This is a genomic window from Brevibacillus centrosporus (assembly GCF_046622605.1).
In the GTDB taxonomy this organism is placed as follows: Bacteria; Bacillota; Bacilli; order Brevibacillales; family Brevibacillaceae; genus Brevibacillus; species Brevibacillus centrosporus.
The window spans coordinates 4,474,135-4,487,371 of record NZ_CP176856.1 but is presented as its reverse complement, the minus strand read 5'-3'; the positions used below and the strand labels follow the sequence as shown (position 1 = coordinate 4,487,371).

The following is a 13,237-nucleotide window of genomic DNA, read 5'->3' as shown; positions in this document are numbered from 1 at the left end:
CTTTAAGGAGGATGGATTCGTTATGAAGAAATTTTTGAAGATGGCAATGGCTTCTACGCTGGTACTGGGGGCACTCGCAGGCTGCTCCACGTCTTCCAACCTGGAAAACAAACCAGCTGAGCAATCCGCTGGCAACACAAATGCAGGTGGCGAAGCAGGCGGCAAAGTAACGATTGGCCTGGCCGTTTCCACACTGAACAACCCGTTCTTCGTTTCCTTGAAAGAGGGAGCTGAGAAAGCGGCTAAAGATGCAGGAGCAGAGCTCTTGGTAGTAGACGCACAAGACGATACGGCGAAGCAAATCAGCGGCGTAGAGGATTTGATCCAGAAAAAAGTAAGTGTCATCATGATCAACCCGACTGACTCTGCAGCGATCGTCACAGCTGTAGAAGCAGCCAACAAAGCAAACATTCCTGTTATCACGGTTGACCGTGCAGCTGAAGGCGGACAAGTGGTGTCTCATATCGCTTCTGACAACGTAAAAGGCGGCAAAATGGCTGGCGATTTCATCCTGGAAAAGCTGGGTGGCAAAGGCAACATCGTTGAGCTGCAAGGGATCGCAGGTACTTCCGCAGCGCGTGACCGCGGAAAAGGCTTCCACGATGCAGTAGACGGCAAAGAAGGCGTGAAAGTAGTAGCGTCCCAGCCAGCTGACTTCGACCGTGCAAAAGGTCTCTCTGTCATGGAAAACATCCTGCAAGCAAACAAAGACGTACAAGCAGTATTTGCACACAACGACGAAATGGCACTGGGCGCTCTGCAAGCCGTAGAAGCAGCAGGTAAAGACATCGTTGTTGTAGGCTTCGACGCAACGGACGACGCAGTAAAATCCGTAAACGACGGAAAAATGGGAGCAACGGTTGCTCAAAAGCCGGCAGCCATCGGTGAAACCGCTGTGCAAACCGCTCTGAAAGTAGCAAAAGGTGAGAAAGTGGAAAGCAACATCCCGGTTGATCTGGAGCTCGTTACGAAAAAGTAAGGGAATCGTTCGGTTTCCTTGAGTACAGGCTCCATCAGATAAAAGACTTCCCCGGCAGGCCAAGTGAATTGGCTGAGCTGGGGAAGTTTTTTTATACAGTAAGAATTTATCGGCCACAAAGCTTGGCGGAGCCAGGTTTTCTAACTGAATCAGAAAGTATAAAAAACGTGAGCCATCTATCTGATTCAGCATGAATAACCTTCCGATAAATCGCGGTCGCTCCTCCATGAGATGGCCTCGATAGAGGTTTTCTTATGTTCCTGCCGGGAGAAAGGAATCGGTATACGCGAGAAGAAGATAAAAGCGTATAGAAAAAAACTCCGGATGCAAGGAGTCAACATCAGATGAAAAAGGTCTTTCTTATTGGCAGTGTTGCGAGCGGCAAGACAACGTTGGCAAAGCGTTTATCGGAGAAAATGGATGTTCCTTGGTTTGAGCTCGATTCCATCGTTTATCACCAGACCCCAAAGGGACGATGCAGACGCACACCGGCTGAACAGTTGGAAGTGATCATGGAAATCGATAAAAAGGGAGCTTGGATCATGGAAGGGACAGATAGGGACTCCTATCAGTACCTGTACAAAATGGCCGATACGATTATCTTCCTTGACACCCCACCTGAGGTCCGCAAAATAAGGATTCTACTACGCTTTTTGAAGCAAGTACTTGGCGTGGAAAAGTGCGCTTACAAGCCTGACTTGATGATGCTGAAGATGATGTATAAATGGACACGCGACTTTGAGCAAAATAGAGGAAGTCTTGAAGCTAAGTTAAAGCAATACAAGAATAAAGTAACGAGGCTGAAAGATGGCAGCAAGCTTAACGACCTTTTGTAATCAAGCACAGGTATCTGCTGAAAACATTCATCGGTACCCTGAGAGGAAATTAGGTTGTTTTCCAGAATCAGTAAATGGTGTGGTGATTTACTAAGTTAGGAAGAAACGGGCATTGAAGTGATAAGTGCTACATTAATTGCGATGGATTCTGGATTGCCATCAATCTAAAGGAGTAGAGAGGGATCATGCATAGATTCGGTGTATCTGGAAGCACAATTTTAACGAATCCCGATCAGTTTGACGAATTGTTCTGGGAGGGTATCGATTTAATCGAGATCGGTGAGTTTCCTGATGAATCAGCGTTCCACTCTTTCTTAGAGCTTTCTCGAACAAGACAAACTCCCTTCGGCGTTCATTCACCGTTATTACGAAATGGAAGCAAATACGACTTGATTGAAAAGGTTTCATTTGACCCCTTGGACGCACTCGTGCAACTAGAAAAAGAGGCCGCGCTATTGTCAGGTCTGGGGGCGGAATACATCCTGGTCCATTTTCCTTACTTTGCGAGAGAATCGACGGAATCCGTAAACGAGTTAATTGAGTCGGGTTTGCAAGAATTGAGCCGAATCCAAAATACATATGAGATTCCCATTTTTTGTGAACCCAAATTAGGGATTGGACGTTCCGCAAAAGGAATCCAATACCTGGATGCGTTTCCGGTTGAAATATGGGAGAAGTACTGCTTGAAGCTTTGCATAGACATAGGGGATTATTTCATGGCTGCAGGAGATGAAATTCTCAAGTACTTGGAGAAGTGGAAGGAACACATCAAAGTCGTTCATTTGCATAACGTGGCGTATGAAGATGATAAATACATTTGGATTCCCGTCCATCCGAGCCATGAGAATAATGGAGTGCAATATAAAATTGCGCATGTCATGAGATTCCTAGCCCAATGCAAAGGAGTACAGTTTATCTTTGAGCATACGCCACATAGTAAGCCAAGCAGACCTTTCGTTCAGGAAGGATACACTTGGGTTCGAAGTCTGGTTATGTCTAAATAGGCTATCGTGAACGAAGGAAGGAGACCTTCATGTCAATCGAGCTCGATGAATTGCAGAGATGGAAACGGCAATTAGAAGCAGAAAAAGCGGAATTGGACCGAATAACCCAAAGGGACAGGGAAGAAATTGAACGGTTAAAGATCCGCTGCAGCCTGTTAGAAAATGCGGTTTGGTCCTGGAGGGTAACAGACCCTGACGCAGCGGATTCCTTTGCGAATACAGCGAGCGAACTAAGAGGGGCTATTCACCGAAAAGAAGCAGAATTACAGATGAAAAACAGAGAAGTGAAATCACGATTAAATGAGATGGATCGATTGGTAACGGCAATCAATGAAAGAATTTCGCAGTTGTAAGCCCGAATACAGACAGCTAAGGCAGCCACACTAGCTGGCTGCCTCGAAACTTGCTCCTAGGATCTTTTAAAAATACGGTAATCCAACGTCAGAAACTTGACCCCAAACAACCACATGTCATGCCTCGCTTCGATTTCTCCTTTTGGTGATTCAGGATCTTTCCATACCGTAATGGTTTCATTGATAGGAAGGCGAATGGCCTTCTGATTGATCACGAGGTAAACACCTTGATCCCCAGACAACCCTTCAGATGGCCAAGAAGTCAACACGAGTGTATCCGCCGCATCCTGCAACTGTAGAATGCTTGTCATCTGGGAATAAGGGAGCGGGAAGGCGATGTTCATATAGCGTGTATCTTCTGACACGTGGGTGGAATACAAAGCCGCATAAATCGCTGTTCTGGATGGGATGTAGGTTCGTACCCAGGCACGAACTTGTTCCCTGCCGTCCCTCTCGTCTAGTATTGGCAAAATAACGCTTTTGACCTGCAATTCACTCGTTTCTGCCTCAAGGGGAAAGTTCATTTGCTCCAGCCATTGGCTCATGAGCTTATAGACCCTTGCTGGCCGCTTAAACCCGCTGCTCCAGTTGGGGGACAAATGCAGCTCGTATTCATCTGTGTGCTCATAGAAACGGATGATATCCTCGTCGATCCGGTCGGGATTAAATCGTGCGCTGCGGTAAGTCTGCATGTCGTCGACTAATCCAGTCGGCTTGTGCTTCGGTGCGTGGTCGAGTACAGCCAGATTGGCAAATACATCGGCACCGATTTTCCCCTTTCCTTGAATAAGGCTAAACGGAATTCGCGCCGTTTCTTGATCCATCAAGGTGGCGTGCCATGCCAGCACCCCGATAAAGGAAAAAAGGACCGCGTTCCCCCAACCGTGGAATAAAATCATGGTGGAAATCGAGATGGTTGGCTGCCCCGTCCATTCCCCAAACCCGTAAGTGACCGCCAGTGCCATCGTAATCCAAATGACACTGCTTGCGAGAATATGTAATCCCTTTGTCCAACCGGTGGCTTTTGGAATGATCGAAAAAAAGACAAGGACGCTGTACAGGAGGAGTGACAAGGTGAAAACGACAACAGACAGCCACTCAACAAGGGGGGAGTACGTAATCCCCAGTGCGATGAGGATGGGGGCAATCCCGCCAAGCACAACCATGATGCGCGAGAGGGAGCTTTTCCATGGGCTGTCGTGTAAGAAACCAAATAAAACGGGTGCGACAAAACCCGCATAGTGAAAATGGTTGACTGTAAGCAACATGATGTGTCCCTGAAATCCTAACAGGGGAACCCCGAATTGATGAGCTACCACCCAGATCCCGCCGATACTGATGTACAAAAAGCCAATCCCTTTGGATACCTCGGCGAAATTTGCGGAGCGCTTAATAAAAAGGAAGGCGCCTGTGACAGCGATCCACACGGTTACGAAACCCCAAGGTATGGAGAGTAAACCGGCAACGATACCCGGTGAAAGAAGAAAAGACACGGCCAACGCCATCGCACCGATTGGAATTTGGCTGACGAGGAGCTTCAACAGGAAGAGGGGCTTCTGCTTCGCTGACTCGATTACTCGGTACAAGGTTAACGGTACGACTACGAAAACAGCAAATAGGATGATGCGCTCCGTCTGATCGTAGTAGGGAATGAACCAGAAAAGGAGCCATACCAACAAACCGATCGGGACATAGGAATGGATGATTTGGATTCGTCGATTTAGCAAAATAGGCGACCTCCGAGCTTCAAAAGGATCTTTTTATCAACAATTTTATAGTACCAAGCGAGTCTGGGATACCATAAATACACAATTTGTAAGGGAGGGACAAGTGAGACTGTCACGGATAGCGAAGATTTTTTGTAAATGAAATTAGAAACATTTTCCAAACGCGAACGTCTATACATGAAAAGGGTACTCATTCAGGAAAAATTCAGGTGGTAGTCCATGGCGATAAAAACGATTGTACGTGTTGCGATTGTATGGGCAATTCTGACGGTGACAGGTTGTTCGGCACCGAGCGAGAAAACGAATGACCGATACGTAATCCCCGAAGGCTACGAAGGAATCGCGTATGCTTTCTACAACGTAAAAAACGCTCCGCCCCTCGCAAAGGAAGGCGACTATGATGTGTATCAAATGAAAAAGGTGTAAGGGCGCTGGTGACAGGGGGCTTTGCAACCGCCATCGGTGAATCCAAGAGAATAGAGATCCGCTACACAGGCATTGAAGTTACCAACACCAAATGCGGTAAGGCTTGTGAAAGAAAAAAGAGCACATAGAGCTGCGAAGTCAACAGGGGCATGTAACGGGAGGGAGTGAGGACGATGTTGAAGCGGCTACTTCTGATTGGTTTCTTCCTGATGTTCAGTCTTTTCGCCGTCGTGTCTTGTACGAATAAGCCATCTCTAGAATTGGTGCAGGTGTCGGCGCAGATCGTCACAGACAAATCCATTAGCGGCCAGACAGGCATCATGGATGGAGAGAAAGTCATCAAATATGTGACTCCAACCGTAATCTCCTATACATTCACGGTGAAAAATAACGGCATTCAAAAGGTCGGCGATGTCGAGAAGCCAGTCCGTTTCAAGCTCGAGCCAAGCGAGCAGCTCCGTTTGACGTTACAGGAAACGAGTGGAACCGATGAATTTGAGAAGATGAATGGCGGTTATACGGCTGCGACTGAGATACGCCCAAACGAAACCGCAAAGTACACCGCCTTTTATGAATTAGGCACGACAGAGGACTTAGGTGCTTATCAGCAGATACCGCTGTTGCCCTCGAAGGAAAAGCTGGAAGAATTGAAAAAGAGGCGATTCGACGCCACGCTGATCCTCACAGCAGGCGACGAGGAAATCGCTCGGTTTGATTTGCAAACCGCTGCGTTTGGATGGACGCCGGAAATCCAGCAGAAAATGGAGAAGGAGCTGGGAACGAAAATGGTGGTTCCGCTCTGGGAGGGTTATCAAGTCAAATATGCAGCCATCCAGCATCCTCCTGTCGTGAAAGACCAGCCGGTAGGAGACCGGCGCGTAGCCACGATCGTCTACACGGACCAAAGAGGCCCATTCATCGATTTGAACCCGGAACAGAAAAGACAACTGGAAAGCAAGCAGCGCCGGACCGTGTTTTATGGAGAATTTGAAGGAAAGCCATTGATCAGGATAGAGATCAGCAATGAGAGGGGCTCGTTGATGGAAGCGAACGTGCAGGATATCGACGGAGTAGAGGTGGAGTTCCAGGTAAAAGAGTTTGAATCCGGAAAATACGGGATCTACTCCTTCAACCTCGAACGCAGCTCCTATTTCATCACGTTTCGCATCGACGAATCGTTTACGCAGGAAGACGCCGTAGAGTTTATCCGGCGCATTATCACTGCCTCAATAGACCGGACTTCCTTCCTCGACAAGGAGCTCCGGTCTATGGTTTTTTCATCTCTGGGAAGTATGCACCTGCAAAGCCGGGTACACAAAAGCTTTCATGGTGACGCCCGTAAAGGAGCATCCAGAAGCTTTTGGGTGACCCCCTCCACCGTAATGCTGTGCGATAACAGCCAGATCCACGTCATCTCTGATCGTTCGAAAGCTGATACGACCTTTGCCTGGATCCAGCATAGCGACGAAATCGATCTGCTCATCATTTTTGCACAGGAAGTTCCCTGTCGTGGAGTGGTACTGCTCCAGGAAGACGACACCTACCTGAAAGGTCCGCGTCTTTGCCAAATCGATTTCTACCTCGACATGCTTCATTTGCTTCAGCTTTTTTTGTTCGAACTCATCCATTCTTTTTTCCTCGGTGTAAATGAGCACAGACTCTACTTCATTGAATACAAATTGGTCCTGATCGGGGCCATCCCCGCGCAAACGGCTGATCACATCTTGAACAAAGACATCTCTCTCGACCATGTAAAACAAAAGGTTCAGCTGATTGGCCCGCATATTTCCTGACGCATCCCAGTCCCACGTATCAAACGAGCGTACCAGCTCGACATAGTCGCTAAGAACGTCAGACGGAGCTAAAAGGCCTTGGTCGACCAGGTAGGAGTAGTAGAGACTGGTTGCCGAGGTCTTTTTCCCTGAGTCCTCGATGATTACGTTTGCCCAATCATAGCTGGAAGCCAATGGCAATGCAGTCGGGTGATGATCGATTAATCGAAGGAAATGCCCTTGCTTGACTTTTTTCTGTATAAGCGCGGCTACCTCTTCGTTGACGCTGACATCCGTAATGACGACTTCCATTTCGCGGGAAAGCTCTTCGTCCAGAAATCTTTGGACTTCCTGATTGACGGTGTAAGGTGTCACTCCGCGCAGGTCCATCTCTCGGGAAGGAAAGGCAAGGCGGCTGAGAATGAAACAAGACTCCCCATCCAAGTCCTTATCGCTGAAGTGAACCAGTTTTGGCTGATTCAACAGGGGCACCCCCTTACTCGGTTAGGATCATGAACATATTTAACTAGGATGTCCACTACGAGAAAAAAACCAACAGTCCACATGGGAATGTTGGCTTCTTGACGTCTGCTCGATTAGTCTTTTCGTTTCTCCAGCAATTCGAGAACCCACTCACACCATTTCACATCTTCCTTCATGCGGCGGACACCCCACGAGAGCAATATGTAATCACTGAAAGCAGGATGGTTCGGATCGTTCGGATGTCCATCTGATTGTTGCTCCATCTCTTGCATGACATGTTCATACATTTGCATATGTTCCTTGCATTGTTCGATCCGACTCGTGAACAAGGCTCGTGCAGATTTGGCATCAGTAAGCTGCAAGCAATACGCTTTCAATACCATTTCATCGCGGGTAACCGGTTCGGCAGGAGGTTCAGCCAGCCATAATTTTAAAGCGATTTCTCCCTTTTCTGTTATGGAATACACTTTTTTATCTGGCCGATCTGTCTGGTGGACGCGGGTGAATTGCATGTACCCTTCTTGTTCTAGTTTAGCGAGAAGCGGGTATATCTGGCTGTGCTTGGCTTGCCAGTATGGCTGAAGCTGGAGCATTAGATCATAGCCGGAGCTAGGTGTTCGAGCAACTAGTCCAAGAAGTCCGTATGCGAGTGTATTCAAATGATAATGCCCCCTGACTTAACTCATCTCATCTCATGACCATTATAGGAAGGGATAGGAAGCGAATCAATACATGTAAAAAGTTCCTTTTCATTTCTTCTTGAAAGTCAAAGAAGGTCAAATTATAATAAAGACATCGAAGGTCAATAAAGGTCAAATATTCAATGGCGATTGACCGTCGTATCCTGCAAACAAGCGGGAGAATGCTATTGCCACAAAAAACATTCGCTGTATAGGGGGTAAGATTTATGCAGTGTGAAGTATGCCAACAACGAAATGCAAACGTGTTTTTGAATATACAGGTTCAAGGGAAGCAGCAAAAGTATCATTTGTGCAACGAATGCCATGCGAAAATGTCAAACAAGATCGGACTTGGCATGAACTTTGGTCCTTTTTCTTCCTTCTCCGGGCTGGATGATTTCCTCCAAAACTTTGCGAAAGCTTCGTCCATGAATCCGGGAGCAGGAAATGCTTCTTCTGCAAACGCGACAGCCAGCGACCGCGGACGTGGAGGAATCCTCGACAAGATGGGGCGCAATCTGAATGATGCCGCTCGTGCAGGCCTCATTGATCCAGTGATCGGTCGGGATAGCGAGATTGAGCGCGTCATCGAGATTTTGAACCGTCGCGGCAAGAACAACCCGGTCTTGATCGGGGAGCCCGGTGTCGGTAAAACCGCCATTGCAGAGGGCCTGGCCCTGCGAATCGTCGAGGGAAATGTCCCAACCAAGCTGCGCGGGAAAATCGTCTATACGTTAGATGTAGCGTCTCTCGTAGCGGGCACGGGTATTCGTGGTCAGTTTGAAGAAAAAATGAAACAGATCATAGCAGAGCTGACGCAGCGTGAAAATGTCATTCTGTTTATCGATGAGCTGCATCTCCTGGTCGGAGCCGGCTCCGCAGAAGGCTCGATGGATGCAGGGAATATCCTGAAGCCAGCTCTGGCACGTGGCGAGCTGCAAGTCATCGGGGCAACCACGCTCAAAGAGTATCGCGTCATTGAAAAGGATGCAGCTCTGGAGCGCCGTTTCCAACCGGTCATGGTCAAAGAGCCTACAACGGACGAGGCATTGGAGATTTTGAAGGGACTGCGTGCGAAATACGAGTCTTATCACCTGGTGTCGTATCCGGACGATGTACTGCGGGCGTGTGTGGAATACTCGCACCGCTACATTCAGGATCGTTTTCTCCCCGACAAAGCCATCGATCTGCTGGATGAAGCAGGCTCGAAGCTGAATCTGCGCTCCTCTGCGAACGATACAGAGGAAATGAGAGCACGCTTGAAAGCCATCGGCGTCGAAAAACAGGACGCCACGAAAGCAGAGGATTACGAGCGTGCGGCAAAGCTGCGCGATGAAGAAGCGAAAATCCTCGCGGCACTCGATACGAAGGACAGTTCCGAGTATCATGCAGTCGTTTCCGTCGAGGATATTCAGGAAATCATCGAGCAAAAAACAGGGATTCCGGTGAAGAAGTTGCAGAGCGATGAGCAGACGAAAATGAAGCATCTGGTGGAGAATCTGGAACGCAAAGTCATTGGTCAAAACGAGGCAGTAACACAGGTAGGCAAAGCGATTCGCCGCAGCCGGGCAGGACTGAAACCGAAACACAGACCGATCGCGTCCTTCCTGTTTGTCGGACCGACTGGAGTAGGGAAGACAGAGCTGACCAAAGCATTGGCAGAAGAGCTGTTCGGTACGCGCGATTCGATGATCCGGCTGGACATGAGTGAGTACATGGAAAAGCATTCGGTGTCCAAACTGATCGGTTCCCCTCCTGGCTACGTCGGTCACGAAGAGGCGGGACAGCTGACAGAGCGCGTACGCCGCAATCCGTACAGCATCATCTTGCTAGATGAGATCGAAAAGGCGCATCCGGACGTTCAGAACATGTTCCTGCAAATTCTGGAGGATGGACGATTGACAGATAGCCAAGGCCGCACTGTCACTTTCAAAGACACAGTGATTATTGCGACGAGCAACGCGGGGGTAAGTGAGCGGAAAATTTCCGTGGGCTTTGGTGCCAAAACTCCTGAGCCTGTGTCAGTCTTGGAGTCGCTGGGCGCGTACTTCCGACCGGAGTTTCTCAACCGCTTTGACGGTATTATCGCCTTTAACCATTTGCAAAAAGAAGATCTGGTGAAGATCGTGGATGTCTTGCTGCAGGATGTCATGGCGAATTTGAGCGACCAAGGAATGGAAATGACGATCTCCGCGGAAGCCAAAGCCATGCTGGCGGAAAAAGGCTATCATCCAGCATTCGGGGCAAGACCGCTGCGCAGGGTCATTCAGCAGTACGTCGAGGACGGCATTGCGGATCTGGTGATGGAGGAAGAGCAAATTTCCCGGATCAGCGTCGATGTCGTGGATGGTGAAATTAAAGTGACGAAGGGAACCGAATAATAGCAAGCGGCTGATGCTTGCCCGAGGATTCGCGATGAAGCGAATCCTCTTTTTTTCGTAAGCAGAGAAATCGGAATTACCGCTGAGCTTTGTGCAGCACTTCGGCCAGCTGCTCGACTGCCTGCTCGATCCGCTCTTCTTTTACGGTAGAGGCGTTTAGCTTGAGGATGTTTTCGCGGGGAAAGTCAGACAAGTAGTGCCTGTCTATGGATTCGACCAGAATGAACTGCTTTTTCAGGACTGGAACGAGTCGAGAAACAGATAACGGCTCATTTAGGACGAGATGCGTATGAATGCCGGGGTGCTTCATCATAGGAAAGCGAAACAGGCCATCAGTCCTTGCCTGCTCGCGAATTAGGGAATCTGTCAAAAGCCTTGCCCTGCGGTCGTAGGAAGTGCGTATTTTTTGTTTGTGCCTATCGAACATCCCGCTTTTTACATAAATCTCTAAAGCCGCCTGAGACAGCATGGAGCTGTCGATGTCGAGAAGCTTTTTGAAGTGATTGAAGCTATCCTTGAGGGACCCGGGAATGACGGCGACTCCCAAGCGCAGCCCGGGAAAAATGATTTTGGAAAAGCTTTTCAAATAAATGACATGCCCAGAGCGATCGTAGGAGAAAAGCGGATCGGCTTTGCTGTCCTGCTCGAGATCGGCGAGGTGATCGTCCTCCACAATATATACATCGTATTTCTTGGCAAGCTCTACGATCGCTTTTTTGTCTTGCTGGGAGTAGGTGGTACCCAATGGACTGTGAAAGCGCGGCATCGTGTAAAAAAACTTGATGCTCTCGCTGCGGAAGAGCTGCTCCAATTCATCGAGATCCAGCCCCGCCCCAGTGCGTTTGATGCCCATGACCGGAAGCTTGTGCGTCTCCAAGTATTCGATCAGCAGATGGTAGCCTGGCTGCTCGATCAAGATGTTCGTTTTGCCGTTGGGAAAAGGAATCGTCGCCAAGAGCGCCAAAGCTTGCTGTACGCCAGACGTGACGACAATATGAGAAGGCTGCGCAAAGACTTGGTGATTCGCCAAAAGCTTTTGCAGGACGGGAATGAGAGTGGGTAGACCTTGGGCGGTTCCGTAAACAAACAAATCATTTTTGTACATCTCGATGGCCTTGTTGATGCAATGCTGGAAGTCCAGATACGGAAAGATATCCGGATCGGGAGCAGAAGTAGCAAAGTCGGTAAAGGGCGACAAGGGAGAGAGGGACGCATGATGCTTTTTGACCACGTAATAGCCGCTTTTATCGACCGAGTAAACGAGATGCCTCTTCTCCAGCTCCGCCAACGTCCGGATGATCGTACTCATGCTGCATTGATACTGGCGCGACAGCTCTCGAATGGAGGGAAGTTTGTCACCATCCCGATACGTATCTCCTTCGATGAGGCGCTCCAGTTCATTTTGCAAAGACATGTATTTATGCATGAAAATTCTCTCTCCTCAGCCTGTGATGAAAAATCTGTACCGGAACAGATCGCCTTTTTATGGATTGTAGCACGAGCGCAGTCCCTTTACTATGAAGCTAAGACGGCCGTCGGGATATTCTGTGTGAACACGCGAAAGAGGAGAGAAGCGAGATGACCTCAACCAAGCAGGCCATTCTGTCTGCCATACTTAATTCCATCATTGTCGGTTTGTCATTCATTTTTGTAAAAATGGCATTAACGGTAACCAATCCGATTGATACACTGGCCCATCGTTTCACATTTGCATTTGCAGCAGCTGGCATTCCTGTCCTTTTCGGCTGGGTGAGGCTGACCATCAAACCGAAGCAGATCGGTGCCTTATTGCCTTTGGCTGTTCTGTATCCAACGCTGTTTTTCACCCTGCAAGCCTTCGGGCTGGTGTATACGACGTCATCGGAAGCGGGGATCATTCAGGCAACTGTCCCGATCTTCACCTTGCTGATGGCGAGCTTTCTCTTAAAGGAAGCGTCAACCTGGCTGCAGAAGGCGTCTACCCTTTTGTCGGTGTCTGGGGTCATCTACATGTTTGCGATGAAAGGCAGAGCGGTAGGTGCAGGAAGCAGTCTGGGAACGGTCTTGATCCTGTTATCTGCCTTGTCTCAGGCGGGGTATAGCGTGATGGCTAGAAAAATGACTAGAAGCTTTCATTATATAGACATCACCTTTATGGTGTCACTGATCGGGTTTCTATTCTTTAATGGGTGGGCGGTTTCTCGGCATCTGGCTGCGGGAGAGCTGAGCTCGTTTTGGGCGCCTCTCGAAAATCCGTTGTTCCTCGCCTCCATTCTGTTTCTGGGGATTCTCTCGTCACTTGTGACCTCCCTATTGAACAACTTTGCCCTGTCGAAGCTGGAAGCCTCCAGGCTGAGCGTATTCAACAACCTGTCTACCTTGGTTACGGTCGTGGCGGGTGTCCTATTCTTGCAGGAGCAGCTATCTCTCTATCATCTATTGGGAGGCTTGCTCATTATAGCGGGGGTGATCGGCACGAACTACTTCGGTATGAAGGCCAAGAGGTCTGCAACAATACCGACATCTGCGTCCATATAAGGAGAAATGCATAAATAAGCCGGGCCCATAGTCATGCAGGGGCTCGGCCTTTTTGTGCTTCATCTCCTACCGGGGAACG

The 13,237-nt window shown here is 48.8% G+C and carries 11 protein-coding genes; 7 read left to right on the top strand and 4 right to left on the bottom strand.

What is annotated here, in order from left to right; genetic code table 11:
- Positions 1 to 22 precede the first annotated feature (22 nt).
- From rbsB to ACLIN2_RS22620, 4 genes are all read left to right on the top strand, one after another.
- Positions 23 to 979 carry a ribose ABC transporter substrate-binding protein RbsB gene (gene rbsB / locus ACLIN2_RS22635; protein WP_310228570.1) on the top strand — a complete coding sequence of 319 codons (957 nt, stop codon included), beginning with the start codon at positions 23 to 25 and terminating at the stop codon, positions 977 to 979.
- Between the two features lie 344 nt (positions 980 to 1,323).
- Positions 1,324 to 1,815, top strand: coding sequence for an AAA family ATPase (locus ACLIN2_RS22630; RefSeq protein WP_411502198.1), 492 nt, complete (start codon positions 1,324 to 1,326; stop codon positions 1,813 to 1,815).
- Positions 1,816 to 2,000: 185 nt separating this feature from the next.
- Positions 2,001 to 2,819: a TIM barrel protein gene (locus ACLIN2_RS22625; protein ID WP_411502197.1), complete on the top strand. Its 819-nt coding sequence runs from the start codon at positions 2,001 to 2,003 to the stop codon at positions 2,817 to 2,819.
- Positions 2,820 to 2,848: 29 nt separating this feature from the next.
- A complete protein-coding gene (locus tag ACLIN2_RS22620) occupies positions 2,849 to 3,172 on the top strand; it encodes a hypothetical protein (RefSeq protein WP_310228563.1) in 324 nt (107 codons plus the stop codon).
- Positions 3,173 to 3,228: 56 nt separating this feature from the next.
- Here the strand turns inward: ACLIN2_RS22620 and ACLIN2_RS22615 are convergent, their stop codons facing one another.
- The gene (locus tag ACLIN2_RS22615) at positions 3,229 to 4,899 is read right to left on the bottom strand and encodes a YndJ family protein (RefSeq protein ID WP_411502196.1); all 1,671 of its coding nucleotides are present in this window, start codon (positions 4,897 to 4,899) and stop codon (positions 3,229 to 3,231) included.
- Positions 4,900 to 5,118: 219 nt separating this feature from the next.
- On the opposite strand from ACLIN2_RS22615, the gene ACLIN2_RS22610 reads away from it, so the two are divergent.
- Positions 5,119 to 5,325, top strand: coding sequence for a DUF6843 domain-containing protein (locus ACLIN2_RS22610; protein WP_310228559.1), 207 nt, complete (start codon positions 5,119 to 5,121; stop codon positions 5,323 to 5,325).
- 1,277 nt (positions 5,326 to 6,602) lie between these two features.
- Here the strand turns inward: ACLIN2_RS22610 and ACLIN2_RS22605 are convergent.
- Together ACLIN2_RS22605 and ACLIN2_RS22600 are read right to left on the bottom strand one after the other, a co-directional pair.
- Entirely contained in the window at positions 6,603 to 6,920 is a 318-nt protein-coding gene (locus ACLIN2_RS22605; RefSeq protein WP_310228726.1) for a DHHA1 domain-containing protein, read from the bottom strand.
- Positions 6,921 to 7,693: 773 nt separating this feature from the next.
- Positions 7,694 to 8,239: a PadR family transcriptional regulator gene (locus tag ACLIN2_RS22600; protein WP_092274606.1), complete on the bottom strand. Its 546-nt coding sequence runs from the start codon at positions 8,237 to 8,239 to the stop codon at positions 7,694 to 7,696.
- Between the two features lie 248 nt (positions 8,240 to 8,487).
- Between ACLIN2_RS22600 and ACLIN2_RS22595 the strand changes: the two genes are divergently transcribed.
- Complete coding sequence (locus ACLIN2_RS22595) at positions 8,488 to 10,641, top strand: ATP-dependent Clp protease ATP-binding subunit (RefSeq protein WP_122961278.1); 2,154 nt, start codon at positions 8,488 to 8,490, stop codon at positions 10,639 to 10,641.
- A gap of 76 nt (positions 10,642 to 10,717) precedes the next feature.
- On the opposite strand, the gene ACLIN2_RS22590 is transcribed toward ACLIN2_RS22595, so the two are convergent.
- Positions 10,718 to 12,067 carry a PLP-dependent aminotransferase family protein gene (locus tag ACLIN2_RS22590; protein ID WP_411502195.1) on the bottom strand — a complete coding sequence of 450 codons (1,350 nt, stop codon included), beginning with the start codon at positions 12,065 to 12,067 and terminating at the stop codon, positions 10,718 to 10,720.
- A 152-nt stretch (positions 12,068 to 12,219) separates the two neighbouring features.
- Here ACLIN2_RS22590 and ACLIN2_RS22585 point away from each other — a divergent pair, with 152 nt between their 5' ends.
- Complete coding sequence (locus ACLIN2_RS22585) at positions 12,220 to 13,158, top strand: DMT family transporter (RefSeq protein ID WP_411502194.1); 939 nt, start codon at positions 12,220 to 12,222, stop codon at positions 13,156 to 13,158.
- Positions 13,159 to 13,237 lie beyond the last annotated feature (79 nt).

Excerpts from the sequence above, each read along its gene's own strand:
- rbsB (WP_310228570.1), top strand. The coding sequence starts at position 23 with ATGAAGAAATTTTTGAAGATGGCAATGGCTTCTACGCTGGTACTGGGG.
- ACLIN2_RS22630 (WP_411502198.1), top strand. The coding sequence starts at position 1,324 with ATGAAAAAGGTCTTTCTTATTGGCAGTGTTGCGAGCGGCAAGACAACG.
- ACLIN2_RS22625 (WP_411502197.1), top strand. The coding sequence starts at position 2,001 with ATGCATAGATTCGGTGTATCTGGAAGCACAATTTTAACGAATCCCGAT.
- ACLIN2_RS22620 (WP_310228563.1), top strand. The coding sequence starts at position 2,849 with ATGTCAATCGAGCTCGATGAATTGCAGAGATGGAAACGGCAATTAGAA.
- ACLIN2_RS22610 (WP_310228559.1), top strand. The coding sequence starts at position 5,119 with ATGGCGATAAAAACGATTGTACGTGTTGCGATTGTATGGGCAATTCTG.
- ACLIN2_RS22605 (WP_310228726.1), bottom strand. The coding sequence starts at position 6,920 with ATGAAGCATGTCGAGGTAGAAATCGATTTGGCAAAGACGCGGACCTTT.
- ACLIN2_RS22595 (WP_122961278.1), top strand. The coding sequence starts at position 8,488 with ATGCAGTGTGAAGTATGCCAACAACGAAATGCAAACGTGTTTTTGAAT.
- ACLIN2_RS22590 (WP_411502195.1), bottom strand. The coding sequence starts at position 12,067 with ATGCATAAATACATGTCTTTGCAAAATGAACTGGAGCGCCTCATCGAA.
- ACLIN2_RS22585 (WP_411502194.1), top strand. The coding sequence starts at position 12,220 with ATGACCTCAACCAAGCAGGCCATTCTGTCTGCCATACTTAATTCCATC.